The 23,858-nt window shown below is 63.8% G+C and carries 23 protein-coding genes; 13 read left to right on the top strand and 10 right to left on the bottom strand.

Features of this window, described 5'->3' with window-relative positions; genetic code table 11:
- Positions 1–8 precede the first annotated feature (8 nt).
- Both IAE33_RS02695 and IAE33_RS02690 read left to right on the top strand, forming a co-directional pair.
- Positions 9–701 carry a hypothetical protein gene (locus IAE33_RS02695; protein WP_201162004.1) on the top strand — a complete coding sequence of 231 codons (693 nt, stop codon included), beginning with the start codon at positions 9–11 and terminating at the stop codon, positions 699–701.
- Positions 694–1,317: a hypothetical protein gene (locus tag IAE33_RS02690; RefSeq protein WP_201162002.1), complete on the top strand. Its 624-nt coding sequence runs from the start codon at positions 694–696 to the stop codon at positions 1,315–1,317. The genes IAE33_RS02695 and IAE33_RS02690 overlap by 8 nt, the downstream gene beginning before the upstream one ends.
- A 39-nt stretch (positions 1,318–1,356) precedes the next feature.
- Here IAE33_RS02690 and IAE33_RS02685 read toward each other — a convergent pair whose 3' ends face one another.
- The 8 genes from IAE33_RS02685 to IAE33_RS02650 form a co-directional block, all read right to left on the bottom strand.
- Positions 1,357–4,128 (bottom strand): hybrid sensor histidine kinase/response regulator, encoded by a 2,772-nt coding sequence (locus IAE33_RS02685; RefSeq protein ID WP_201162000.1) that lies wholly within the window; start codon positions 4,126–4,128, stop codon positions 1,357–1,359.
- 149 nt (positions 4,129–4,277) lie between these two features.
- Positions 4,278–5,570 carry a phosphoribosylamine--glycine ligase gene (gene purD / locus IAE33_RS02680; RefSeq protein ID WP_201161998.1) on the bottom strand — a complete coding sequence of 431 codons (1,293 nt, stop codon included), beginning with the start codon at positions 5,568–5,570 and terminating at the stop codon, positions 4,278–4,280.
- 182 nt (positions 5,571–5,752) lie between these two features.
- A complete protein-coding gene (gene purH / locus IAE33_RS02675; protein WP_201161996.1) occupies positions 5,753–7,360 on the bottom strand; it encodes a bifunctional phosphoribosylaminoimidazolecarboxamide formyltransferase/IMP cyclohydrolase in 1,608 nt (535 codons plus the stop codon).
- Between the two features lie 80 nt (positions 7,361–7,440).
- Positions 7,441–7,761: a DNA-binding transcriptional regulator Fis gene (gene fis / locus IAE33_RS02670; RefSeq protein ID WP_023534526.1), complete on the bottom strand. Its 321-nt coding sequence runs from the start codon at positions 7,759–7,761 to the stop codon at positions 7,441–7,443.
- The gene (gene dusB / locus IAE33_RS02665) at positions 7,758–8,771 is read right to left on the bottom strand and encodes a tRNA dihydrouridine synthase DusB (protein WP_201161994.1); all 1,014 of its coding nucleotides are present in this window, start codon (positions 8,769–8,771) and stop codon (positions 7,758–7,760) included. The genes fis and dusB overlap by 4 nt, the downstream gene beginning before the upstream one ends.
- A 233-nt stretch (positions 8,772–9,004) precedes the next feature.
- Entirely contained in the window at positions 9,005–10,366 is a 1,362-nt protein-coding gene (locus IAE33_RS02660; protein WP_201161992.1) for a DUF3426 domain-containing protein, read from the bottom strand.
- Between the two features lie 30 nt (positions 10,367–10,396).
- On the bottom strand, positions 10,397–11,287 hold the full coding sequence (gene prmA, locus IAE33_RS02655; RefSeq protein WP_201161990.1) for a 50S ribosomal protein L11 methyltransferase: 891 nt from the start codon (positions 11,285–11,287) through the stop codon (positions 10,397–10,399).
- A 109-nt stretch (positions 11,288–11,396) separates the two neighbouring features.
- Positions 11,397–11,852, bottom strand: a complete 456-nt coding sequence (locus tag IAE33_RS02650; RefSeq protein ID WP_201161988.1) for a MaoC family dehydratase — start codon at positions 11,850–11,852, stop codon at positions 11,397–11,399.
- Positions 11,853–11,988: 136 nt separating this feature from the next.
- Here IAE33_RS02650 and IAE33_RS02645 point away from each other — a divergent pair, with 136 nt between their 5' ends.
- From IAE33_RS02645 to IAE33_RS02635, 3 genes are read left to right on the top strand one after another with little or no spacing between them, the layout of a single operon-like run.
- The gene (locus IAE33_RS02645) at positions 11,989–12,351 is read left to right on the top strand and encodes a CidA/LrgA family protein (protein ID WP_028632765.1); all 363 of its coding nucleotides are present in this window, start codon (positions 11,989–11,991) and stop codon (positions 12,349–12,351) included.
- Positions 12,348–13,064: an LrgB family protein gene (locus IAE33_RS02640; protein ID WP_201161985.1), complete on the top strand. Its 717-nt coding sequence runs from the start codon at positions 12,348–12,350 to the stop codon at positions 13,062–13,064. Before IAE33_RS02645 ends, IAE33_RS02640 begins: the two co-directional genes overlap by 4 nt.
- Before the next feature lie 9 nt (positions 13,065–13,073).
- Positions 13,074–13,664 carry an LON peptidase substrate-binding domain-containing protein gene (locus tag IAE33_RS02635; protein WP_028632763.1) on the top strand — a complete coding sequence of 197 codons (591 nt, stop codon included), beginning with the start codon at positions 13,074–13,076 and terminating at the stop codon, positions 13,662–13,664.
- A 9-nt stretch (positions 13,665–13,673) separates the two neighbouring features.
- Here the strand turns inward: IAE33_RS02635 and IAE33_RS02630 are convergent, their stop codons facing one another.
- Both IAE33_RS02630 and IAE33_RS02625 read right to left on the bottom strand, forming a co-directional pair.
- Positions 13,674–14,993 carry a bifunctional DedA family/phosphatase PAP2 family protein gene (locus tag IAE33_RS02630; protein WP_201161984.1) on the bottom strand — a complete coding sequence of 440 codons (1,320 nt, stop codon included), beginning with the start codon at positions 14,991–14,993 and terminating at the stop codon, positions 13,674–13,676.
- Between the two features lie 3 nt (positions 14,994–14,996).
- On the bottom strand, positions 14,997–15,665 hold the full coding sequence (locus tag IAE33_RS02625; protein ID WP_028632761.1) for a DNA-3-methyladenine glycosylase: 669 nt from the start codon (positions 15,663–15,665) through the stop codon (positions 14,997–14,999).
- Between the two features lie 171 nt (positions 15,666–15,836).
- Between IAE33_RS02625 and IAE33_RS02620 the strand changes: the two genes are divergently transcribed.
- The 8 genes from IAE33_RS02620 to IAE33_RS02585 are packed head-to-tail and all read left to right on the top strand — an operon-like array spanning position 15,837 to position 23,796.
- On the top strand, positions 15,837–17,108 hold the full coding sequence (locus IAE33_RS02620) for a glutamate-5-semialdehyde dehydrogenase (protein ID WP_201161982.1): 1,272 nt from the start codon (positions 15,837–15,839) through the stop codon (positions 17,106–17,108).
- Positions 17,077–17,769, top strand: coding sequence for a nicotinate-nucleotide adenylyltransferase (gene nadD / locus IAE33_RS02615; RefSeq protein ID WP_201161980.1), 693 nt, complete (start codon positions 17,077–17,079; stop codon positions 17,767–17,769). The genes IAE33_RS02620 and nadD overlap by 32 nt, the downstream gene beginning before the upstream one ends.
- Positions 17,770–17,812: 43 nt before the next feature.
- Positions 17,813–18,244, top strand: a complete 432-nt coding sequence (gene rsfS, locus IAE33_RS02610; protein ID WP_201161978.1) for a ribosome silencing factor — start codon at positions 17,813–17,815, stop codon at positions 18,242–18,244.
- A 6-nt stretch (positions 18,245–18,250) separates the two neighbouring features.
- Positions 18,251–18,718 carry a 23S rRNA (pseudouridine(1915)-N(3))-methyltransferase RlmH gene (gene rlmH / locus IAE33_RS02605; RefSeq protein WP_028632757.1) on the top strand — a complete coding sequence of 156 codons (468 nt, stop codon included), beginning with the start codon at positions 18,251–18,253 and terminating at the stop codon, positions 18,716–18,718.
- A 16-nt stretch (positions 18,719–18,734) separates the two neighbouring features.
- Positions 18,735–20,624 carry a penicillin-binding protein 2 gene (gene mrdA, locus IAE33_RS02600; protein WP_201161976.1) on the top strand — a complete coding sequence of 630 codons (1,890 nt, stop codon included), beginning with the start codon at positions 18,735–18,737 and terminating at the stop codon, positions 20,622–20,624.
- 38 nt (positions 20,625–20,662) lie between these two features.
- Positions 20,663–21,766, top strand: coding sequence for a rod shape-determining protein RodA (gene rodA / locus IAE33_RS02595; protein WP_042139378.1), 1,104 nt, complete (start codon positions 20,663–20,665; stop codon positions 21,764–21,766).
- Between the two features lie 17 nt (positions 21,767–21,783).
- The gene (mltB, locus tag IAE33_RS02590; RefSeq protein WP_028632755.1) at positions 21,784–22,794 is read left to right on the top strand and encodes a lytic murein transglycosylase B; all 1,011 of its coding nucleotides are present in this window, start codon (positions 21,784–21,786) and stop codon (positions 22,792–22,794) included.
- Positions 22,795–23,796: a septal ring lytic transglycosylase RlpA family protein gene (locus IAE33_RS02585; RefSeq protein ID WP_201161974.1), complete on the top strand. Its 1,002-nt coding sequence runs from the start codon at positions 22,795–22,797 to the stop codon at positions 23,794–23,796. It begins immediately after the preceding gene.
- Positions 23,797–23,858 lie beyond the last annotated feature (62 nt).

Genomic DNA, 23,858 nt, shown 5'->3' with positions numbered 1-23,858 from the left:
ACGACACCATGGATAAAGCAGACGAGCAGCTCATGCTGATCGGCGGCACGGCGCTGTTGTATGCACCGGCCGGGGCCGGGGTTGAGCGCCAGGCCGCCTTCGACTCGATACTGTACGCGCAGCTGGTTGCGAACAAGGAGGCAGGCTCGCGTTTTGCCGACCATGACGCCTGGTACGACGCCTACCGGTCGGCCCTGCGCCGGCTGGGCTGGATCAAGCTGGCCAGCACTTACGATCAGAGGCAGTTGGGGCAGCCGACCCGTAGTACGCGGCTGCAGCCCCTGGACGCCTGGCTCAAGGTGCGCTCGATTCAACAGCAAGCCGTATTGGCAGCCTTCGCTGCGGGTTTAGGCCAGTCAGCGGACGGCGTGGCGCATCTGAAGAAATTCTGCGTACAGGACCAGGCCGGTGGTTCGCAGGTGGTCATTGAGCTCGGGCTGCTCAAACCAGGCCCGGTGCTGGACCTGTGCAGCATTACCCTGCACACCGAAACGCCGCTCTCGGGCCTGTCGCTGGCGCAGTTGTTGAGCGACCAGGTGCTCAAGGGCGAGGCCGCGTTCAAGGGCATTTCCCTGGCCCTGGATAACGCGCGCTTCCAGCACCAGCGCGAGGCGCTGCATGCCTTGATGCAAACCAAGGATGGCCAGGGCGAGTACCGCTTCGATCCTCACGCACCGCAGACAGGGGCCGGCCATGAGTGAAGCTGCAGCTGCCGTGATTGGCGCGGGTGTCGTGTCGTTTCTGGATGGCGTGCCCGCCGCGCACAAGTACAAGGTGAAACTGGCATTGGCGCTGGCCGAGCGCGCGACCGAAACTGCTCACCGGGAGGGCTTGGTGCAGGACTGGTTTGCCTACTACCGCAACCAACTGAAGTTCATGGGCTGGGATGCGCTGTCGCCCGAGCAGGTGCACTGGCCCGATCAACAGCGCACCAGGCAGGTGGACCAGGTGCTGGAAACCATTGCTGCAACAGCGGGTGAGCATTTCGCCACGGCCACGGGCATTGCCTTGCACAAGTTGGTGGCCAACCCCTCGGTGTTGCAGAAGCTGGAGCACTACGCACTGGAACGCCAGCATTTCCAGCTGCTGCCGTGTGCGCCGGCCGGTGCCAACCGCGTAGATATGGTGGTTTACCACGAAACGGATGTGCGCTCGGCATTCAGCGCAGGGTTCATCAACCGCAAGCGCAGCCACAAGCACGTGCGGGCGGAACTGGTGCGTTTCAACCTGCTGGCGTTCGAGCACAGCTTTCTACCGAAGGTACAGGACCGCGTCGTGCAGCTGAGCCTGCAGCGTGTGCTTGACTACGCCTTTTGATACCCGGTCCACCTGCGGGGCCGGCTATGGTCCCGCAGGTCAGCGGGGCGGTACAGGGTCGGTTTTGGCATCCCGCTGTCTGGCCCAGTACTGCACCACTTCGCGCAGATGTGAGAGCTCGACCGGCTTGGCCATGTGCCCGTCCATGCCCGCCAGTTTCGCGCGTTCCTTGTGCTCGGCGAGAATGTGCGCGGTCAGTGCCACCACCGGGGTGCGTGGGCGCTGGTGGGCGGCTTCCCACTCACGCAACAGCTGAGTGGCGGAAAAACCATCCAGCACCGGCATTTCGCAGTCCATCAGCACTAGGTCGTAGCGCTTGGCTTTCATCGCCTGCAGGGCTTCTTCGCCGTTGGCGGCGGTGTCTGGCTCCAGGTTCAGCTTGCCAAGCATGCCGCGAATCACTTTGGTGGAAATGCTGTTGTCTTCGGCCACCAGCACCCGGAAATCACCGGGAAGCTCCAGCGCCTGGGGCTTGCCCAGCGCGGTGACGGACGATAGCTGGTCGCGGCCGCGCTGGGCTAGCTCTTCGGCCAGTGTCGTCTTGAGCGTGTAGCCGGCCACCGGTTTGGCGAGGATCCGCTTGACCCCGGCATTGCGCGCGATGATCTTGCTGGGGGCGTTGCTGATGCCGGTGAGCATGACCACCAGAATGTCGTGGTTCAGGCTGGGGTCTTCCTTGATCTTGGCCGCCAGCTGCATGCCCGTCATGCCCGGCATGTTCTGGTCCAGCAACACAGCGTCGAAGTAGTCGCGCAAGTGGGCCTTGGTGCGCAGCAGTGCCAGGGCCTCCTTGCCGGAAGGCACTGCGCTTACGTTCATGCCCCAGGCGCTGCATTGCTGCACCAGCACCTTGCGGCAGGTGTCGTTGTCGTCCACCACCAGCACCCGGGCATCGCGCAGCGGGCCGTCAAGGTCTGCCGGGGGCTGCTCCAGGGCGGAAGGGTCCAGCGGCAGGGTCAGCCACAGGGTGTTGCCGGTGCCCGTGCTGCTCTTGATGCCAAATTCACCCTGCATCAGCCCGATCAACTGCTTGGCGATCATCAGCCCCAGGTGGCCGCCCAGCTTGTTGCTGGAGAGAAAGTGATGGCTGTGCAACTTGGCCTGCAGCAGGGCTTCGCGGTCGGCGGCCGGTAGCGGCTCGCCGCTGTCCTGCACGGCGATGCGCAGGCGCGGTACTTCGCCGCGTTGGTCCAGGGCCACCACCAGCAGAATCTCGCCTTGGTCGGTGTTTTTGAGTGCGTTTTCCAGCAGGCTCGACAAGGCCTGGCGCAGGCGTGTCGGGTCGCCACTGATCACCCGCGGGACCTGCGGCTGGGTGAAGCTGATCAGCTCGATATTCTGCTGCTCGGCCTTGGCCCGGAAGATATTCAGGCAGTCTTCGATCAGCGCGTTGAGGTCGAACTGCACATCATCCAGCTCAATCTGCCTGGATTCGAGCTTGGAGATGTCGAGGATCTCGTTGATCAGGGTGAGCAGTTCGTTACCGGCGCTGTGAATGGTCTGCACGTAGTCGCGCTGCTTCACCGACAGCGGCGTGCCCAGCAGCAGTTCGGTCATGCCCAGCACGCCGTTCATGGGGGTGCGGATCTCGTGGCTGATCTTGGCCAGGAATTCGGCCTTGGCATTGATTTCGGCATCGCTGGCGGCCAGTGCTCGGCTGGCACTGAAGCGTTCTTCGTTCATGCGCCGCAAGCGGTCGCTGACGGCCAGGTTGAGCAGCAGCCCGCTGGCCACGGCCAGCCCCAGCAGAATGCACAGCAGCCAGGGTGTCGATGTGCGCGTCAGCCCCAGCAGCGCAGGCAGCAGTACCAGGCCACCGACGTTGAACACGATCATGGCGACGCTGAACAGCCGGGCAGGCGCATAGCCCTTGTACCAGTAGTAGCTGCTGACCATCAGCATCGTGACGCTGCCCAAAGCCATCAGGGCATATGTCATCAGGTTCAGCGGCAAGGTATCGACGAACAGCAGGATCAAGCCGCTGAGCGCCACAACCAGCATTTCGCCATTCAACAGCTTGTTCAGGCGCGCCGAGTGGAAGGGGTAGAAGAACCGCTGAGTGAAATACAACCCCGCCAAGCCCGCCAGCACCAACGTGAGGTAGGCCGCAGGGGTTTGTGCACTGTGCCACACGTGCCACCAGGGGCCGCTGAGGTTGAGCAGGATCAAACCGCTGAGCAGCATCAGGCTGTGGTAGAGCGCCAGCACCAGCGTGGTGCTCGAGCGGCTGTAGATGAAGCGGATGAGGTTGTGCAGGATCAGCATCACCAGCCCACCAAACAGCATGCCGAACAGCAGCGGCTGGTGCTGGCTGGCAGCCGCCTCGGCGGCGGGTTCCAGGCTGATGGCAGGGCGCAGTTGGTGTTCCGACACCAGCCGCAGGTAGATGTCCAGGGGTTGCGTGCTGTTGGGCAGGGGCAGTACGTGATCGCTGCCCCGCAGGGTGGGTTGTGCCGTACCCGCGTGGCGGCCGTGATGCAGCTGGCGCAACAGCTTGTCGCCCTGCAGGGCGTACAGGTCGAGGCCGGAAAGGTCCGGGGCAAATACCCGCAGCAGTTGTTCCTGAGTGCCAGGCTCCAGGCGGTAGTGCAACCACAGCGCCTGGTCGGCGGGGGCCGCATCCAGTTCGTCGAGCTCAAGGGGGCTGAACTGGTTGCGATAGCGTTCGGAGCGCACGTCGCTCAGTTGCAGGTTGGCATGTTCGTCGAGCAGCAGCGCCCACCCGCCATCATGCTCCGCCATGGCCGGTAGCACGCACAGCAGGGACAGCAAACTGATGAACAACGCTGAGGCAATCCGGAGCCGGCGCACTACGAAATCCCTTCTTAGCCGATGTGCGGGGTGATAACTATGCGCGGCGCGCCAAGCCGATGGCAAGGCCTGGCTGGGCCCTGCCGACGGGGCGGCTGCCGTGCGCCCGGGCCTTGCACTGCCCGGGCGTTACGGCGCAGCGATGCGGCTTAGTGCTGCTCGCCACGCTCACGGGCAATGGCCCGGTAACCGATGTCGGTACGGTAGAAGCTGCCGTCCCACTTCACCTGCTCAGCCAGGCGGTAGGCCTGCTGCTGGGCGGCCTGCACCGTGTCACCCATGGCGGTGGCGCACAGCACGCGACCACCGGCAGTGACCACCTGGCCATCCTTGAGCGTGGTGCCTGCATGGAACACCTTGCCTTGCAGCTTGGCCGCTGCGTCCAGGCCGCTGATGGCCGCGCCTTTGGCGTAGTCGCCCGGGTAACCGCCGGCAGCCAGCACCACGCCCAGGCTCGGGCGCGGGTCCCACTGGGCCTCGACCTTGTCCAGCGCCTTGGCGAAGGCGGCTTCGATCAGCAACACCAGGCTCGATTCCAGGCGCAGCATGACGGGTTGGGTTTCTGGGTCGCCGAAGCGGCAGTTGAACTCGATGACCTTGGGGTTGCCCGCTTTGTCGATCATCAGGCCGGCATACAGGAAACCGGTGTACACGTTGCCTTCTTCAGCCATGCCGCGCACGGTCGGCCAGATAACCTGGTCCATCACGCGCTGGTGCACGTCGGCGGTCACCACAGGGGCAGGGGAGTAGGCACCCATGCCGCCGGTGTTCGGGCCGGTGTCCTGGTCGCCGACACGTTTGTGGTCCTGGCTGGTGGCCATGGGCAGCACGTTGTGGCCGTCGACCATCACGATGAAGCTGGCTTCCTCACCGTCGAGGAACTCTTCGATCACCACGCGCGAACCGGCATCGCCAAAGGCATTGCCAGCGAGCATGTCACGCACGGCCTCTTCGGCTTCCTGCAGGGTCATGGCGACGATCACGCCTTTGCCCGCTGCCAGGCCGTCGGCCTTGATCACGATCGGTGCGCCTTTTTCCTGCAGGTAGGCCAGGGCCGGCTCGATCTCGGTGAAGTTCTGGTAGTCGGCGGTGGGGATCTTGTGGCGCGCCAGGAAGTCCTTGGTGAATGCCTTGGAGCCCTCCAGCTGGGCCGCGCCCTTGGTTGGGCCGAAGCAGTCCAGACCGCGGCTGCGGAACAGGTCCACCACGCCGATCACCAGAGGGGCTTCGGGGCCGACGATGGTCAGGTCGACATTCTTTTCTGCGAAGTCGGCCAGTTGCTCAAGGGCGCACATGTCGATGGCAACGTTTTCGCACTTGGCTTCAATGGCGGTGCCAGCGTTACCCGGGGCAACGAAGACCTTCTCGACGCGTGGGTCCTGGGCGACTTTCCAGGCCAGGGCGTGCTCACGGCCGCCGCTGCCAATGATCAAAACTTTCATGTCAAAACCTCGAAGTCTGTCGAACGAGAGGCTTTGCCTCTCGCTGTACGAGGTCGCAATGAAGCAGGTAGATGCAAGGCGGGGCCGGTTCCGATGAGCGGAGTTGCCTTCTGGCAATGAGCATCAGCGGAACCGGCCCCAACGCAGCAGATGCCTGCTTCAGTGCGGCCGATTGCCGTAAATCAGTGGCGGAAGTGGCGCATACCGGTGAACACCATGGCAATGCCGGCTTCATCAGCGGCAGCAATCACCTCGGCATCACGCATCGAGCCACCTGGCTGGATCACGGCGCTGATACCCACTTTAGCGGCATTGTCGATGCCATCACGGAATGGGAAGAACGCGTCCGAAGCCATGACCGCGCCTTGCACCTGCAGGCCAGCATGCTCAGCCTTGATGGCAGCAATGCGCGCGGAGTTGACGCGGCTCATCTGGCCGGCACCCACACCGATGGTCTGGCGCTGCTTGGCGTACACAATGGCGTTGGACTTGACGAACTTGGCCACTTTCCAGGCAAACACCAGGTCGTGGATTTCCTGTTCGGTCGGTGCGCGCTTGGTGACGATCTTCAGGTCATCGGCGCCGATCATGCCGATATCGCGGCTTTGTACCAGCAGGCCGCCGTTGACACGCTTGAAGTCCCAACCGGCAGCACGCTCGGCTGGCCACTCGCCGCATTCCAGCAGGCGAACGTTCTGCTTGGCCGCCACCACGTCGCGGGCAGCCTGGGAGATTTTCGGTGCGATGATCACTTCGACGAACTGGCGCTCGACGATGGCCTTGGCGGTTTCGCCATCCAGCTCGCGGTTGAAGGCGATGATGCCGCCGAACGCCGACTCGGTGTCGGTGGCGTAGGCCAGCTCGTACGCCTGGCGGATGCCGCCTTCGTCTTCAGGCACCACGGCCACGCCGCACGGGTTGGCGTGCTTGACGATGACGCACGCCGGTTTGACGAAGCTTTTTACGCATTCCAGCGCAGCGTCGGTGTCGGCCACGTTGTTGAACGACAGTTCCTTGCCTTGCAGCTGCACGGCGGTGGAGATGCTGGCTTCGCCTTTGTTGGCTTCTACGTAGAACGCCGCGCTCTGGTGCGGGTTCTCGCCGTAGCGCATTTCCTGGGCCTTGACGAACTGGCTGTTGAAGGTGCGCGGGAATTCGCTGCGCGCTTCGGTGCTCAGGGTGTCCTTGGCCTGGTCGATGGTGCCCATGTAGTTGGCGATCATGCCGTCGTAGGCGGCAGTGTGCTCGAAGGCCTTGAGCATCAGGTCGAAGCGCTGGGCGTAGGTCAGGCCACCCGCCTTGAGGCCGTCGAGAACGCTGGCGTAGTCGCCGGCATTGACCACGATGGCAACGTCCTTGTGGTTCTTGGCTGCCGAACGGACCATGGTCGGGCCGCCGATGTCGATGTTCTCGATGGCGGTCGGCAGGTCACAGCCAGGCTTGGCGATGGTGGCTTCGAACGGGTAGAGGTTGACGGCGACCAGGTCGATCGGCTTGATCCCGTGCTCGTTCATGATGGCGTCATCGGTGCCGCGACGGCCCAGGATGCCACCGTGAATTTTCGGGTGCAGGGTTTTCACCCGGCCATCCATCATTTCGGCGAAGCCGGTGTAGTCAGCCACTTCCACCGCGTTGACACCGTTGTCCTTGAGCAGCTTGTAGGTGCCGCCGGTGGACAGGATCTCGACACCGAGCTGTTGCAGCTCACGGGCGAATTCGAGGATACCGGTCTTGTCGGAGACGCTGATCAGGGCGCGGCGGACTGGCAGGCGGGTAGTCTGGTCGGTCATTTCGGGTTCCAAATAACGCGGTGGAGTCAGCAAAAAAGGCGTCTCTGTCAAGAGCCGCCTTTTCTGATTGGGATTCTGGCTTACAGCAAGTCGTACTGCTTGAGCTTCTTGCGCAGGGTGCCTCGGTTGAGCCCGAGCATCTCGCTGGCTTTGGTCTGGTTGCCCTTGACGTAGCTCATGACACTTTCGAGCAGGGGCGCCTCGACTTCGGAGAGCACCAGGTTGTACACGTCTGTGACGGTCGCGCCTTCCAGGTGGGCGAAGTAGTTGTGCAGCGCCTTCTCGACGCTGTCGCGAAGGGTCTGGCCCTCTTCGCTCGGCGTGTTCAGGTGCTGTTTCAGGTTGGCGTTGTCGCTCACGGGCGTTGTTCCACTCACAAAAGTCTCGGTCATCATCGTCATGCGGCCACCCCTTGTCCGTCCTCTGTCTCAAGGCTCTGTCGACGTTCGCTGAAATACGCGCGAACGTTGGCGCACTGCGCTTGTGTGTCTTCCAAAGCGTTGAACCGGGAGCGAAACTCCTTGCCGCCGGGTCGTGTTGCCAGGTACCAGCCTACGTGCTTGCGGGCGATACGCACGCCCATCACATCGCCATAGAAGGCATGCAGCGCAGCCAGGTGCTCCAGCAGGATGCGTTCCACTTCGTCCAGTTGCGGCACTGGCAGGTGTTGCCCAGTGCGCAGGTAATGCTCGACCTCACGGAAGATCCAGGGCCGCCCCTGGGCAGCCCGGCCAATCAGCAAGCCGTCAACCCCCGTGGCGTCCAGCACTGCCCGGGCCTTTTCTGGCGAAGTGATATCGCCGTTGGCGAAGACCGGGATCGATACCGCCTGCTTGATGGCAGCGATGGTGTCGTATTCGGCTTCACCGGTGTACAGGTCGGCGCGTGTGCGGCCATGCACCGCAAGCGCCTGGATGCCAGCCTGTTCGGCAATTCTTGCCACGTTCAGGCCGTTCTTGTTCGCCCGGTCCCAACCGGTGCGGATCTTCAGGGTCACCGGAACATCCACCGCGCCGACTACCGCGTGCAGAATTTCGCTGACCAGTGCCTCATCTCTCAATAAAGCAGAGCCTGCAGCTTTGTTGCAGACTTTTTTCGCCGGGCAGCCCATGTTGATATCGATGATCTGCGCACCCGCCGCCACGTTGGCCTGGGCAGCTGCGGCCATCATCTGCGCATCACCCCCGGCGATCTGCACCGAACGGGGCTCGGGATCGCCTTCATGGATGCGGCGCAGGCTCGACTTGCGGCTGTTCCACAAGGACATGTCGCTGGACACCATTTCTGACACCACCATGCCTGCGCCCATGCGCTGGCAAAGTGTTCGGAAAGGCTGGTCCGTGACCCCGGCCATGGGCGCGAGGATCAGGTTGTTGCGCAGTGTGTATGGGCCGATGCGTACCGCCGACATAGGTGATCCCTGTTGTGGGGCCGAATCTTGGAGTTCGAAAAAGGGTTGGCATGATACCCGCTCTCGATGACTGGATAAAGATGGATTTGGATAAAATCTGAGCAGTTCTCGGCCTCCGGCCTCGAGCTGCAAGTTGCAAGCGGCAAGCGACAAGTTGCAAGCGGCAAGCTGCAAGACAGAGGCCCGAACCGCAGCTGCCTTTATCTTGCCGCTTGAAGCTTGCAGCTTGCCGCTTACTCGGGGGAACGGAAGCTGAGGCTGTAGTTGACGGCTTTCGGGCCTGGGTCGAGGATGTCCAGGGCGATGTGGATGGGGGTTTGGCTGGGCATTTCGCCGCGGCCCGCCAGTTCGCCAGACAGGTATTCACTGGGCTTGAAGCGCCGGCTGGCGATCAACTGGCCATTGAGGTCGGCGAAGCGCAGTTCCAGCAGCGGGAACGGCTGGGCGAAGGGGGCGCGGTTGTAGATGATTGCATCCACGATCAGGGCGCCCTTGAAGTCCGGGTGGCTGCGCACCACCAGGTTGCTGCTCTTGATGCGGGCGATATCGACCCGTGACGGCACCTGGCAGCCTACGGCAGGGCAGATGTTTTCGAACAGGGGACGATACTGGTCCTGGCGGGCCAGCTCGTCGAAGTGGAACCACACGTACTGCAAGGCCAGCAGGCCTGCGGCAAGCAGCGTCAGTACCGTCCACAGAATACGCTTGCCCCAGTTGGGGGCGGGCTTTTCCCAGCCCAGCTGCAGCGGGTCGTCCACCACGTCCACCAAGGGCTCCTTGCGCCGTGGGCGCTCGGGCTTGCCGGACAGGCCAGGCTCCAGGCGCTCGCCTGCCACGGGGGGCGGGGTGGCGTCATCGTCGTCGCGGGCGGTAATGTGCAGTGCCGGCGGTTCGTCGTCCAGGGCGCTCAGGCCCTGGATGGGGACATCGTCAGCGTCAGTACGCATGGGCGGGCCGCGGTGTGGTTCATCCTCGATCACGACCCCGCGCTGCAGGGTGGGCTCATCGTCGGTGTCGAGGTCCAGGCTGCCTGTAAAGGTGGGTTCGGTACGCTCACCGGGCACCAGGCCTGGGGGCGGTGGTTCGCTTAGCAGCGGGGCGGCTGCGGCCTGTTGCGGCTCCAGCGGCTCGTCGGTGGCGGTACCAAACAGATCGTCTGCAGGGTCTTGCGCATGGGGCTCGTCGCGCCGTGCCTGCAAGCCGCCGTCAGCATTGGCCGGGCGCGATTGCGGTGACTGCCCGCGGCGCTCCAGGCGCTCCAGTTCCATGTCCAGGTCGAGTTCGTCCAGGGCCTGGGTGGTGCGCGCCAGGGCGGCTTCTGGCGTATCGGCCGGCTCGCCCGCGACGGGCTCCACGGGCGCGGCGGCCACCACCGGTTGGCTGGCGGGCGCTGCTGCACCCTCGCTGTCGGCCGCGGGTGCCACCGGTGTGCTGCCTGCCTGGGCGCGGTTTTGCTCCAGCAGTTGCTTGGCGGCGTTGAACACCTGCAGGCATTGGCCGCAGCGCACCACGCCACGGGCCACGCTCAACTGGTGGTGAGTGACGCGAAAGCTGGTCTGGCAATGCGGGCACTGGGTGACGAAACTGTCGGTCATGCGGCAATCCGGAGGCTGTGCAGGGGACGGTTATGGGCGCGCTGGGCGGCGGCGACCACTGATACGCACCCAGCCGTCGCGAACGACGATGGGGTCGAGCTCGAAATCGGCAGCATAGGCGGCGGCCACTTCTTCGCCCTGTTCGGCGAGGATGCCCGACAATGCCAGCAGGCCGCCTGGGCGAACCAGCCCGGACAACTGCGGTGCCAGCGCTACCAGCGGCCCGGCCAGGATGTTGGCGACCAGTACGTCGGCCTGCATGGCCGGCATGTGCTCAGGCAGGTAGAGTGCCAGCCTGTCATCGGCGATACCGTTGCGCTGGGCGTTGTCCCGCGAGGCTTCGATGGCCTGCACGTCGATGTCGGTACCCACGGCTTCACGGGCCCCCAGCAGCAGGGCTGCAATGGCCAGAATGCCCGAGCCGCAGCCGAAGTCCAGTACCTGGGTGCCCTGCAGTTCCTGGCCATCCAGCCATTCCAGGCACAGCGCGGTGGTGGGGTGGGTGCCAGTGCCGAACGCCAGGCCCGGGTCGAGCAGGAGGTTGACGGCGTTTTTTTCCGGGGCGTCGTGCCAGCTGGGCACGATCCACAGGCGACGGCCGAAGCGCATCGGCTGGAAGTTGTCCATCCAGCTGCGCTCCCAGTCCTGGTCCTCGATCACCTCGGCCTGGTGTCGCGGCAGCTCGCCGTCGGTCAGCAGGCGCAAGTGGGCAAACACCTGCTCGGGCTGGGTATCGGCCTCGAACAGGGCCAGCAGGTGAGTGTGCGACCACAGTGGCGTGGTGTTGAGGTCTGGCTCGAAGATCGGCTGATCTTCGGCGTCCATGAAGGTCACCGAAACTGCGCCCACTTCCAGCAGCGCATCTTCGTAGGTTTCGGCTTGTTCCGGGCTGATGGCCAGGCGTACTTGCAGCCAGGGCATGGCGGGCACCTTTGCTAAATCGACAGGGGCAGCCTGGGCTGCACAAAGGCTGGCAGTTTACGCGAGTGCAGAGGGTTTGTAGAGAAGGCTGGGATAGCCCCCGTGGTGCCTAGACGAAACACAGCGAGAGCGACTCTGCTATGTAGGCCGGCTTTTCTTCACCCTCTATCTCCAGGGTGGCAATTGCCTTGAGCAACCACTGCCCCGGTTTCTTCTCCGTCACCCCGGCCAGGTCCACCTTCAACCGCACCTGGCTGCCTACCTTTACCGGCTGGATGAAGCGCACGCTGTCCAGCCCGTAGTTCACCACCATCTTCAGGCCTTGCGGCAGCACCAAAATGTCCTCGATCAGTGTGGGTATCAGGGACAAGGTGAGGAAGCCATGGGCGATGGTGCCGCCGAAAGGCGTTTGGGCGGCCTTCTGCGGGTCGACGTGAATGAACTGGAAGTCCCCGGTCGCTTCGGCGAACAGGTTGATACGCTGCTGGTCAATTTTCAGCCAGGCCGAATGGCCAAGTGGCTTGCCAACGTACTGCGACAGCGCTGTTACCGGTACCTGGGGCATCGCAAGGTCTCCACTGTTGTAGTTGGTACGAAAGTGCAAGGTCAGCACGCGCCCTGCGTTCAGTCAAGTTACGCAGGGTTCGATGACTACTGCAGGTGCATGCTTATAATGGGCCGCATGCCATAGGGAGATGCTTATGCTGTTGCGTGGTTTGACCTGGCTGGTGCTGTTCCAGCTCTTGGGTACGGCGCTCAATCACCTGCTGCTGCCGTTCTTGCCGGGGCCGATCCTGGGCCTGTTGCTGTTGCTGTGCTTCCTGATGGTGCGCGGTGAGGTGGGCGAGCCCCTGAACCTGGCGGCTGGCAGCCTGCTGCGTTACCTGCCGCTGCTGCTGGTGCCGCCTGCGGTAGGGGTGATGGTGTACGCCCGCGACATCGCCGATGACTTCTGGGCGATTGTGGGGGCGCTGTTGATTTCGTGCCTGCTCACCCTGGTGTTCGTCGGCGTGTTGATGCAGAAGCTCATCCATCGCCAGGCCAGGCGCGAGGAGCAGCCATGATGCTCGACTGGCAGGGCGCACTCGACGCCGTGGTGCATCATCCACTGTTCGGTATCGGCATCACCCTGGGTGCGTATCAACTGGTGCTGGCAGGGTACGAGAAGACGCGCTGGATCTTCCTGCAACCGGTGCTGGTGTCGATGGCCTTGGTGATCGGTGTGCTGCTCATCTGTGGTATCGACTACCGCGAGTACCGCAAGAGCACTGAAATCATGAATATCCTGCTGGGCCCGGCTACGGTCGCCCTGGCGGTGCCGCTGTTCCTGAACCTGCGGCGCATTCGTCAGCTGTTCTGGCCAACCTTTACTACGCTGGTACTCGGGGGGTTGTTCGCCACGCTTTGCTGCCTGCTGCTGGGCTGGTGGTTTGGTGCCGAACACATGATCCTGATGACCATGGCGCCCAAGTCGGTCACCTCGCCCATCGCCATGCTGGTGGCCGAACAGATCGGGGGCGTGGCGGCACTGGCGGCGGTGTTCGTGCTGATTACCGGGGTGCTCGGGGCCATATTTGGCCCGGCTTTGCTGAGCCGCTGCGGTGTGCACAGCCCAGAAGCCCGTGGCATGTCGCTGGGGGTAACCGCCCACGCGGTTGGCACGTCGGTGGCTTTGCAGGAAAGTGACGAATGCGGCGCCTTTGCCGCGCTGGCGATGAGCCTGATGGGCGTGGCGACTGCGGTGTTCCTGCCGCTGGCTGTCAGCCTGGTGGCATGAGGACTTGAAATGACGTTACCGCTGTTTCCCCTCGATACCGTGCTGTTTCCGGGCTGCTTCCTGGACCTGCAGATATTCGAGGCCCGGTACCTGGACATGATCGGGCGCTGCATGAAGCAGGGCGAGGGCTTCGGTGTAGTGTGCATCGTCGAAGGTGAGCAGGTCGGCAAGGCACCGCCGGTGGTCGCCTCCATTGGTTGCGAAGCGGTGATCCGCGACTTCGCCCAGCAGGACAATGGCTTGCTTGGTATCCGGGTGGAGGGTGTGCGGCGTTTCACCTTGGATGCCACCGAGGTGCAGAAGGACCAGTTGCTGGTGGGGCAGGTGCAGTGGCTGTCAGAGGCGCCAGACAGCCCCTTGCAGGACGCGGACGACGACCTGCTGGCGCTGTTGGTGGCGCTGGGTGAACACCCCATGGTCGAAGCGCTGGACATGCCGCGCCCGGTAGACGGGCGGCAGGCGCTGGCCAACCAGCTGGCTTACCTGCTGCCGTTCATGGAAGAAGACAAGCTGGACTTGCTCAGCCTCGATTCGCCCCAGCAGCGGCTGGGCGAAATCCAGAAGCTGTTGGAGCGGATACAGGGCGAGTTGTTCGCCTAGGCTGCTGCCTCACGAATACTGATAGCGCAGCAGGGCGTGGGGGAACGAATGGGTGGCAAAGTAGGCGAACAGGGCCAGGCATGCTGGCAGTATCAGCCACCACACCTTTTGCGGCAGCGGCGCCAAAGGCTGGCGATACTGGACCAGTGTCAGGCTTAGCGCACACACACAGCAGGCCAACAAGGCCCCGGCCAGAATGTCGGTGGGCCAGTGTGCACCCAGGTACACCCGTGACAGCGCGATCGACAAGGCAGGGATGCAGCCGATCACTACCCAGGTGAGGCGCATTCTCGGCGGTTGGCCGCGCCCGGCAAGCACTGCCATTACCAGAAAGAACGCGAACGAAGCAGAGCTGTGCCCGCTGGGCATGCTGTAGCTGGTCAGTGGGTCGGTCAGTACCTCCGGGCGGGCACGGGCGAACAGCCACTTCAGCGTACCGTTGGCGATGGCGGTGCCCATGAGCGCGCCGCCGGCGAAGAAGGCATGGCGCCACTGCCGGGCCAGCAACAGCAGACCGGTCAGCAGCCCGCCCAGAAACAGCTGGGTACGGAAGTCCCCCAGTCGGGTCACCAGGACCACGGTGCCGTCATAGGCCTGGCTGCGGTGTTCCTGCACCAGCGTCATCACGCCCTGGTCGAACGCGTGCAGGTAAGGCCACCCCAGGAACACGCCGGTCAAGGCCAGCAGGCTGAGCCCGGCAATTACCCGGGTGCCGTGGCGGTGGTCCCGGATGCTGGTGCTCAGGCTCACCCCGATAATCACCGCCAGGGTGCCCGCGACGATGCCGGCTTGTAGCCAGAACCCCTCGGGCAACGGCAGGCGCATGGCTGCACCCGTGGCCCAGCCGGGCAGCAGATAGGCTACCGACCAGCCGGCGGCCGCCAGCAGGCTGACAGCGGCGAAGCGCAGCAGCGGCATGTCGAACATGCCGGCCACCATCGGCAGCATAGGCCGCAGCGGGCCGATGAAGCGGCCTACCAGCAGGCTGGCGATGCCGTAGCGCTGGAAGTAGGCTTCTGCGCCGCCGATCCACTCGGGGTGGTGGCGCAGCAAGGGTAGGCGCCGAATGTTCTGGTGAAAGTACTTGCCCACTGTGTACGACAGTGCATCGCCGAGAAGGCCGCCGAGAAAACCCAGCAGCAGTGTTTCACCCAGGCTCAGGGCGCCATTACCGGCTAGCACTGCCACTGCAAACAGCAACACGGTACCCGGCACGATGATGCCGGCGATGGCCAGGCATTCGATGCAGGCCACCACGAAAATCGCCAGGCCAAGCCATTGGGGGTTGGCACCCAGCCAGCCGGTGAGGCTGTCGAGCCATTGGTCCATGGTTCAGCTCCCTTGTTGCAGAGTAAAGAAGTCGCGGCCTTCGACTTGGCCGCGGCGTAACGGGTTCCGTGTGCAGAAGCGGGCGTACTCGGCGTCGACGAAGCGGTAGGGCAGGTGTTCGTCGCGGCCATGGGGGATGCCCAGGCGGGCGGCCTGGATCACCCGGGGTACTGGGCTGGCGCAGTCTTCCACATAGAGCCGCTGGGGGTCGAACCGCTGTGCGTCCCAGTGCGGCACTTTCAGGCCCAGTGCCTTGCACAGCAAGGTCTGGCCGGCGCACAGGCGCTCGGGCGGGCGCAGGTTGCCGCTGGCATCGGGGTTGTTGAGTTGCATCTGCGCCAGGCTGTCGGGGCCGGACAGGGCGTCCTGCCAGGGGTAGGCAGACTTGATCAGTACGGCGTTGCCGGGGCCCTGGGCACTGAAGTTGAGCGAGTCGCCGCCACGGGCGTAATACATGTAGATGTGGCCGCCCTCGAGAAACAGCGCCTTGCGCTTTTCGGTGTAGCCCAGCGAGGCGTGGCTGCCTTTGTCGGTGAGGTAGTAGGCCTCGGTTTCGATGATGCGGGCGGCCAGCCACAGGTTGCCTTGGCGGTGGCGGATGACCTTGCCCAGGAGGGCTTTGGCCAAGGCCTGCGCATCCTGGTCGAAGAAGCTGTCGGGCAGTGCTGGCATGCGGGCGGTTCGCGGGTGGGAAGGCGCAATGATAGCAATGAAATGCTTAATCGAGGCTGAACGCTTCAATCCAGTCCCACCTTATTTCGACCATCCGCCACCCGCCGCTGGGCGTACACCTGCATGACAGTTATAATCAGCCGATTTCCCCTTCGCCAAGACACCGAACCCATGACTGAGTCCGTTCTTGACTACATGACCCGCCTTGGTCGCGCCGCACGCGAAGCGTCCCGGGTGATCGGCCGTGCCACCACCGCGCAGAAAAACCGCGCGCTGCAAGCGGCTGCCGACGCTCTGGACGCCGGTCGTGCTGAACTCACGGCTGCCAATGAGCAGGACCTCGCCCAAGGCCGCGCCAATGGCCTGGAGCCGGCGCTGCTCGATCGCCTGGCGCTCACCCCTGCGCGCATCGATGGCATGATCACTGGCCTGCGTCAGGTGGCCGGCCTGCCCGACCCGGTCGGTGCCATCCGTGACATGAGCTACCGCCCGTCCGGTATTCAGGTAGGCAAGATGCGCGTGCCGCTGGGGGTGATCGGGATCATCTACGAATCGCGGCCGAACGTGACCATCGATGCGGCCAGCCTGTGCCTCAAGTCGGGTAACGCCACCATCCTGCGCGGCGGCTCCGAGGCCATTCATTCCAACCGCGCCATTGCCGCGTGCATTCAGCGCGGCCTGGCGGCTGCGGGGTTGCCAGCTGCCGTGGTGCAGGTGGTGGAAACCACCGATCGCGAAGCGGTGGGCGCGCTGATCAGCATGCCCGAGTTCGTCGATGTCATCGTGCCCCGTGGTGGGCGCGGGCTGATCGAGCGTATCAGCCGCGATGCCCGTGTGCCGGTCATCAAGCACCTGGACGGTATCTGCCATATCTACGTCAGCCAGCATGCCGACCTGGAGAAAGCCTGGCCTGTGGCGTTCAATGCCAAGACCTACCGTTACGGCATCTGCGGTGCCATGGAAACCCTGCTGGTCGACCAGCAGGTGGCGGCCCGCTTCCTGCCGGAAATGGCCCGCCGCTTCCAGGACAAGGGCGTGCAGTTGCGCGGTTGCGAGCGCACGTGCGCATTGATTGACGCACAGGCCGCCACCGAGCAGGACTGGCACACCGAATACCTCGACGCGGTGCTCTCCATTCGTGTGGTCGACGGCGTTGACCAGGCCATCGAACATATCAACCACTACGGTTCGCACCACACCGACTCGATCCTCACCGAGCATCAAGGTGAAGCGCGCAGGTTCATGGCAGAAGTCGACTCGGCGTCGGTCATGCTCAATACCCCTACCTGCTTCGCTGACGGTTTCGAATACGGCCTGGGTGCTGAAATCGGCATTTCCACCGATAAACTGCACGCGCGCGGCCCGGTTGGCCTGGAAGGCCTGACGTGCGAGAAGTACGTGGTCATCGGTGATGGCCAACTGCGTGGCCTGGAGTCCTGCTGAGTTGAGCAAGGCCCAGGCTACCCGGCGCGTCGGCATTCTTGGCGGCACCTTCGACCCCGTGCACATCGGCCACCTGCGCAGTGCGCTGGAAGTGGCCGAGTTTATGGGGCTGGATGAGCTGCGCCTGCTGCCCAATGCCCGGCCGCCGCACCGCGATACCCCGCAGGTGACCGCGCAGCATCGCCTGGCCATGGTGCAATGTGCTGTACAAGGTGTGCCAGGCCTGAGTGTGGATGCGCGCGAACTGGCACGAGACAAGCCGTCGTACACCATCGATACCCTGGAGTCGGTGCGCGCGGAACTGGCCGCTGACGACCAGCTGTTCCTGTTGCTGGGCTGGGATGCCTTTTGCGGGCTGCCTGGCTGGCACCGTTGGGACGAATTGCTGCAACACTGTCACATCCTGGTGCTGCAGCGCCCGGATGCCGACGTAGAACCCCCTGACGAGTTGCGCAACCTGCTGGCTGCGCGCTCCGAGAGCGATCCCACCGCCATGTCCGGCCCGGCGGGAAATATTTCGTTCGTCTGGCAGACGCCGCTTGCGGTGTCGGCTACACAGATCCGACAGTTGCTGGCCAGCGGCAGGTCGGTGAGGTTCCTGGTGCCGGACGCCGTACTGGCCTACATCGAGGCGCACGAGCTGTATCGTGCACCCAACTGACGGCGCCCCTGGCGCCTCATTCAACGAGTTGAACGAGTTTTATATGAGCAAGCAGAAAACCAACGGCATCGCTGGCGAAGAACTGGTCAAACTGACCATCAGCGCACTGGAAGACGTCAAGGCACAAGATATCCAGGTCATCGACGTGCGTGAAAAGCACAGCCTGACCGACTACATGATCATCGCCACCGGTACCTCCAACCGCCAGATCAACGCGATGCTGGAAAAGGTCCGTGAAGCGGTCAAGAAAGAAGGCGCCCAGCCACTGGGTGAAGAAGGCAAGGGTGACAGCGATTGGGTGCTCCTGGACCTGAACGATGTCATCGTGCACATGATGACCGCCGCTGCCCGCCAGTTCTACGACCTGGAGCGCCTGTGGGTGGGTGCCGAGCAAAGCCGCGCCGCCGATGCCAAGCATCACAGCCCGGAAAACACCAGTGACTACTTCACCGACAAGCTCAAAGACCGCGAGTAAGGCGCCGTGCGTCTGCGCCTGATCGCGGTCGGCTCGCGCATGCCGAAGTGGGTGGAGGAAGGCTGGCACGAATATGCCAAGCGCCTGCCCGCAGAGTTGTCGCTGGAGCTGGTGGAAATTCCGCTGAACACCCGCGGCAAGAATGCTGACGTCGCCCGCCTGATTCGTCAGGAGGGCGAGGCCATGCTCGGCAAGGTGCAGCAGGGCGAGCGCATCGTTACGCTCGAGGTGCATGGCAAGCCCTGGAGCACCGAGCAGTTGGCAGGCGAGCTGGACCGCTGGCGGCTCGATGCACGCACGGTCAACCTGATGGTCGGTGGCCCGGAAGGCCTGGCGCCGGAGGTGTGCGCACGGGCCGAGCAACGCTGGTCGTTGTCGCCGCTGACATTGCCGCACCCGTTGGTAAGGATACTCATCGGCGAGCAGATCTACCGCGCCTGGACGGTATTGTCCGGGCACCCTTACCACAAATGAACCTGTAAGCAGCCCGATGTCGCAGCCGATCCGCCTCAAGGACCACGAGAAAGACGCCCGTCTTGTGCGCAACCGCGTCGTGGTCGGCGCCGTGGCGGTCATGCTGCTGGTGTGCGTGCTGATTGCGCGGCTGTATTACCTGCAGATCATCCAGTACGACTACCATTCGACGCTGTCGGAGAACAACCGGGTGCATGTGCAGCCGATCCCGCCCACCCGCGGGCTGATCTTCGACCGCAACGGGGTGGTCGTCGCCGACAACCGTCCCAGCTTCAGTTTGTCCATGACCCGCGAACGTGCCGGCAACTGGGAGGAGGTGCTGGACAGCATCGTCGAGGTGCTGGAACTCACCCCCGACGACCGTGCCCTGTTCGAGAAGCGCATGCGCCAGGGCCGTCGGCCGTTCGAGCCGGTGCCCATCCTGTTCGAGTTGAATGAAGAGCAGATCGCCCGGGTGGCCGTGAACCAGTTTCGCCTGCCTGGGGTGGAGGTGGTTGCCCAGCTGGTGCGGCATTACCCCCAGGGTGCGCACTTCGCCCACTCGGTAGGCTACGTGGGGCGCATCAACGAAAAAGAGCTGAAAACCCTCGACCCGGTGAACTACAGCGGTACCCATCACATCGGCAAGACCGGTGTCGAGCGCTTCTACGAAGATGCGTTGCACGGCCAGGTGGGCTATGAAGAGGTCGAGACCAACGCCCGCGGCCGTGTACTGCGGGTACTCAAGCGCACCGACCCCAAGCCGGGCAAGGACATTGTGCTGAGCCTGGACATCAAGCTGCAGGAAGCCGCCGAGGCTGCCCTGGCGGGCCGACGTGGCGCCGTGGTGGCGCTGGACCCGCGCACGGGCGAGGTGCTGGCCATGGTCAGCCAGCCGAGCTTCGACCCCAACCTGTTCGTTACCGGCATCAGCTTCAAGGCCTATGCCGAGCTGCGCGATTCGATCGACCGGCCGCTGTTCAACCGCATTTTGCGTGGCCTTTACCCGCCGGGGTCGACCATCAAGCCTGCCGTGGCCATTGCCGGCCTGGACAGCGGCGTGGTCAACGCCAGCAGCCGGGTGTTCGACCCGGGGTACTACCAACTGCCCAATTACGACCACAAATACCGTAACTGGAACCGCACCGGCGACGGCTGGGTAGACCTGGACACCGCGATCATGCGTTCCAACGACACCTACTTCTATGACCTTGCGCACAAGATGGGCATCGACAGGCTGTCGAGCTACATGGGCAAGTTCGGCATCGGCCAGCGGGTGTCGCTGGACATGTTCGAGGAGTCTGCCGGGTTGATGCCGTCCCGCGAATGGAAACGCGCCACCCGCAGGCAGGCGTGGTTCCCGGGTGAAACCCTCATTCTGGGCATTGGCCAGGGCTACATGCAGGCAACGCCTTTGCAGCTGGCCCAGGCCACGGCGCTGATCGCCAACAAGGGGGTATGGAACCGCCCGCACCTGGCCAAGACCATCGAAGGCCAGCCACCGGTGGACGAAAACCCCATGGACAACATCGTGCTGCGGGACAAGGCCGACTGGGGCAGGGTTACCCACGGCATGGAGCAGGTGATGCATGGCGCCCGCGGCACCGCGCGCAAGGCAGCCCTCGGCGCCCAGTACCGCATCGCCGGCAAGAGCGGTACCGCCCAGGTAGTGGCCATCAAGCAGGGCGAGAAGTACGACCGCAACAAGCTTCAGGAGCGCCACCGCGACCACGCGCTGTTCGTCGCCTTTGCGCCGGCTGACGACCCGAAGATCGTGGTGTCGGTCATGGTCGAGAACGGCGAGTCGGGGTCGGGTGTGGCGGCGCCGGTGGTACGCCAGATCATGGATGCCTGGTTGCTCGATGAAAATGGGCGGCTCAAGCCTGAGCTCGCACCTGCCACCGTTACCCAGGAATCGCCCCTGTGATGAACAATTTCGACCGCATGCTCTCCAGCGAGGATGTGATGCGTCGCCGCGCCAGCTTCCTGCAGCGCATCCACGTTGACGGCCCTCTGCTGATCATTCTGCTCACCCTGGCGGCGGGCAGCCTGTTTGTGCTGTATTCGGCCAGTGGCAAGAACTGGGACCTGCTGCTCAAGCAGGCCACCTCGTTCGGCATCGGCCTGGTGTCCATGTTCGTCATCGCCCAGCTGGAGCCGCGTTTCATGGCCCGTTGGGTGCCGCTTGCCTACCTCACGGGGGTGTTGCTGCTGGTGGTGGTGGACGTCATGGGCCATAACGCCATGGGTGCGACCCGCTGGATCAACATTCCGGGGGTCATACGCTTCCAGCCCTCGGAGTTCATGAAAATCATCATGCCGGCGACCATCGCCTGGTACTTGTCCAAGCGCACGCTGCCGCCGCATTTGAAGCACGTGGCCATCAGCCTGGTGCTGATCGGCGTGCCGTTCATCCTGATCGTGCGCCAGCCAGACCTGGGCACCGCGCTGCTGATTCTGGCATCCGGGGCTTTCGTACTGTTCATGGGTGGCCTGCGCTGGCGCTGGATTCTCAGCGTGCTGGCCGCCACGGTGCCGGTGGCCGTGGCGATGTGGTTCTTCGTGATGCACGACTACCAGAAACAGCGCGTGCTGACCTTCCTGGACCCGGAAAGCGACCCCCTGGGTACCGGCTGGAACATCATTCAGTCCAAGGCGGCGATCGGTTCGGGCGGGGTATTTGGCAAGGGCTGGCTGCTGGGCACCCAGTCGCACCTGGACTTCCTGCCCGAAAGCCACACCGACTTCATCATCGCCGTGCTTGGCGAGGAATTCGGCCTGGTGGGTATTTGCCTGCTGTTGATCGTGTACCTGCTGCTGATCGGCCGCGGCCTGATGATCACCGCCCAGGCCCAGACCCTGTTCGGCAAGCTGCTGGCCGGCAGCCTGACCATGACATTCTTTGTATACGTATTCGTCAATATCGGCATGGTGAGCGGCCTTCTGCCCGTAGTAGGCGTACCGCTGCCCTTCATCAGCTATGGCGGAACTTCATTGGTGACGCTGCTGTCAGCGTTTGGCGTTTTGATGTCGATCCATACGCACCGCAAATGGATCGCACAGGTTTGAAAAAGGTGAAGAATTTGATGCAAGCAGTGCGTAACTGGGCTGCCCGTTGTGCGCCGTGGTTTGGTGCGGTGGGCCTGTTCGGCGCTGTACAGCTGGCCCATGCCGGCGACTATGAGCATTCGCCCCAGGTGGCCGAGCTGGTTGCCGAGATGAGCCGCGACTATGGCTTTGCCCCCGAGCAACTGATGGGCGTGTTCCGTGAAGTGCAGCGCAAGCAGTCGATTCTTGACGCCATTTCGCGGCCGGCCGAACGGGTCAAGCCGTGGAAGGAATACCGGCCGATGTTCCTCACCGATGCCCGCATCGCGCGGGGCGTGGACTTCTGGCGGCAGCACGAGGCGGTGCTGGCGCGGGCCGAGCAGGAATATGGCGTGCCGGCGCAGTACATCGTCGCCATCATCGGCGTGGAAACCTTCTTTGGCCGCAACACCGGCAACTACCGGGTGATCGATGCCCTGTCGACCTTGGGCTTCGATTACCCGCCACGGGCGGAGTTCTTCCGCAAGGAATTGCGCGAGTTCTTGCTGCTGGCCCGCGATGAGCAGCTGGACCCGCTTACGCTGAAGGGCTCGTATGCCGGCGCCATGGGGCTGCCGCAGTTCATGCCGAGCAGCTTTCGCAACTACGCGGTGGACTTCGACGGCGACGGTCACATTAACATCTGGACCAACCCGGACGATGCGATTGGCAGCGTTGCCAGCTACTTCAAGCGCCATGGCTGGGTTGCCGGCCAAGGCGTAGTCAGCCGTGCCACGGTGCAGGGTGAGCGCGCCGACCAGGGCCTGACCACCGGCATCGAGCCGGCGAGCACGGTGGGGCAGTTGCGTGCCCTTGGCTGGTCGGTTCATGATGCGCTGCGTGACGATCTGCCAGTAACCGCCTTCCGCCTGGAGGGTGAAAACGGCCCTGAGTACTGGCTGGGCCTGAAGAACTTTTATGCGATCACTCGCTACAACCGCAGCGTGATGTATGCCATGGCGGTGCATCAGCTTTCGGAACAGCTGGTCCAAGCACGGGGCGTCAAGTAAATGCGCGCAATCATCTCTGCCACTTCTTTCAAGCTGTTCACCTGCCTGGCCGTCGGCCTGGTGCTGGCCAGCTGTTCCTCCAGCCGCCCGGCACCGCAAAGCAGCGGTGGTAATGTGGTGCGCAGCCAGCCTGGCCTGGACATCAACCGGGCGCACAAAGACGGCGCGCCCTGGTGGGATGTGGATGTCAACAAGATCCCGGACGCCACCCCCACCGTGCACACCGGTAACTACAAGGCCAACCCGTACACCGTGCTGGGCAAGACCTACTACCCGATGCAGGATGCGCGCAACTACCGCGCCGAGGGTACTGCGTCGTGGTACGGCACCAAGTTCCATGGCCAGAACACCGCCAACGGTGAGCTGTATGACCTGTATGGCATGAGCGCCGCGCACAAGACGTTGCCGCTGCCTGCCTATGTGCGGGTCACCAACCTGGCCAACGGCCGCAGCGTCATCCTGCGTGTAAATGACCGTGGCCCGTTCTACTCGGACCGCATCATCGACTTGTCGTATGCGGCTGCGAAAAAGCTTGGCTACGCCGAAACCGGCACCGCACACGTGCGTGTGGAAGGCATCGACCCTCAGCAGTGGTGGGCCCAGCGTGGCCAGACCCCGCCATTGGTGCTCAAGGAGCCGCAGGTAGCCCAGACCCAGGCGATACCGGCCAACACCGGCCGCGTAGAGCAGTGGACCCCGCCGCCGCAACAGCACGCTGCGCCTGTGGTGCCGGTGCAGGTGGGTGGCAACAATGTGCCGGGTGGCAACGCCGGCAGCTTCCTGCAGGTGGGGGCCTTCGCCAACCCGGACGCCGCCGAGCTGTTGCGCTCCAAGCTCAGCAGCATGGTCAGCGCGCCCGTGTTCATCAGCTCGATCGTACGCAACCAGCAGACCCTGCACCGCGTGCGCCTGGGGCCGATCAACAGCCAGGGTGAAATCCAGCAGGCGCAGAACAGCATCCGCCTGGCGAACTTGGGCCAGGCCAAGCTGGTCACAGACTGACCGGCGGGCGGCACGCCGCCAGCTTCGAGCTGCAAGCGGCAAGCTGCAAGCCGCAAGGAAAA

Source organism: Pseudomonas sp. S60 (assembly GCF_016647865.1).
Taxonomy (GTDB): Bacteria; Pseudomonadota; Gammaproteobacteria; order Pseudomonadales; family Pseudomonadaceae; genus Aquipseudomonas; species Aquipseudomonas parafulva.
This window is presented reverse-complemented; position numbering and strand designations above follow the sequence as displayed.

Excerpts from the sequence above, each read along its gene's own strand:
- IAE33_RS02695 (WP_201162004.1), top strand. The coding sequence starts at position 9 with ATGGATAAAGCAGACGAGCAGCTCATGCTGATCGGCGGCACGGCGCTG.
- IAE33_RS02690 (WP_201162002.1), top strand. The coding sequence starts at position 694 with ATGAGTGAAGCTGCAGCTGCCGTGATTGGCGCGGGTGTCGTGTCGTTT.
- purD (WP_201161998.1), bottom strand. The coding sequence starts at position 5,570 with ATGAAAGTTTTGATCATTGGCAGCGGCGGCCGTGAGCACGCCCTGGCC.
- purH (WP_201161996.1), bottom strand. The coding sequence starts at position 7,360 with ATGACCGACCAGACTACCCGCCTGCCAGTCCGCCGCGCCCTGATCAGC.
- fis (WP_023534526.1), bottom strand. The coding sequence starts at position 7,761 with ATGACGATGATGACCGAGACTTTTGTGAGTGGAACAACGCCCGTGAGC.
- dusB (WP_201161994.1), bottom strand. The coding sequence starts at position 8,771 with ATGTCGGCGGTACGCATCGGCCCATACACACTGCGCAACAACCTGATC.
- IAE33_RS02660 (WP_201161992.1), bottom strand. The coding sequence starts at position 10,366 with ATGACCGACAGTTTCGTCACCCAGTGCCCGCATTGCCAGACCAGCTTT.
- prmA (WP_201161990.1), bottom strand. The coding sequence starts at position 11,287 with ATGCCCTGGCTGCAAGTACGCCTGGCCATCAGCCCGGAACAAGCCGAA.
- IAE33_RS02650 (WP_201161988.1), bottom strand. The coding sequence starts at position 11,852 with ATGCCCCAGGTACCGGTAACAGCGCTGTCGCAGTACGTTGGCAAGCCA.
- IAE33_RS02645 (WP_028632765.1), top strand. The coding sequence starts at position 11,989 with ATGCTGTTGCGTGGTTTGACCTGGCTGGTGCTGTTCCAGCTCTTGGGT.
- IAE33_RS02640 (WP_201161985.1), top strand. The coding sequence starts at position 12,348 with ATGATGCTCGACTGGCAGGGCGCACTCGACGCCGTGGTGCATCATCCA.
- IAE33_RS02635 (WP_028632763.1), top strand. The coding sequence starts at position 13,074 with ATGACGTTACCGCTGTTTCCCCTCGATACCGTGCTGTTTCCGGGCTGC.
- IAE33_RS02630 (WP_201161984.1), bottom strand. The coding sequence starts at position 14,993 with ATGGACCAATGGCTCGACAGCCTCACCGGCTGGCTGGGTGCCAACCCC.
- IAE33_RS02625 (WP_028632761.1), bottom strand. The coding sequence starts at position 15,665 with ATGCCAGCACTGCCCGACAGCTTCTTCGACCAGGATGCGCAGGCCTTG.
- IAE33_RS02620 (WP_201161982.1), top strand. The coding sequence starts at position 15,837 with ATGACTGAGTCCGTTCTTGACTACATGACCCGCCTTGGTCGCGCCGCA.
- nadD (WP_201161980.1), top strand. The coding sequence starts at position 17,077 with ATGGCCAACTGCGTGGCCTGGAGTCCTGCTGAGTTGAGCAAGGCCCAG.
- rsfS (WP_201161978.1), top strand. The coding sequence starts at position 17,813 with ATGAGCAAGCAGAAAACCAACGGCATCGCTGGCGAAGAACTGGTCAAA.
- mrdA (WP_201161976.1), top strand. The coding sequence starts at position 18,735 with ATGTCGCAGCCGATCCGCCTCAAGGACCACGAGAAAGACGCCCGTCTT.
- rodA (WP_042139378.1), top strand. The coding sequence starts at position 20,663 with ATGCGTCGCCGCGCCAGCTTCCTGCAGCGCATCCACGTTGACGGCCCT.
- mltB (WP_028632755.1), top strand. The coding sequence starts at position 21,784 with ATGCAAGCAGTGCGTAACTGGGCTGCCCGTTGTGCGCCGTGGTTTGGT.
- IAE33_RS02585 (WP_201161974.1), top strand. The coding sequence starts at position 22,795 with ATGCGCGCAATCATCTCTGCCACTTCTTTCAAGCTGTTCACCTGCCTG.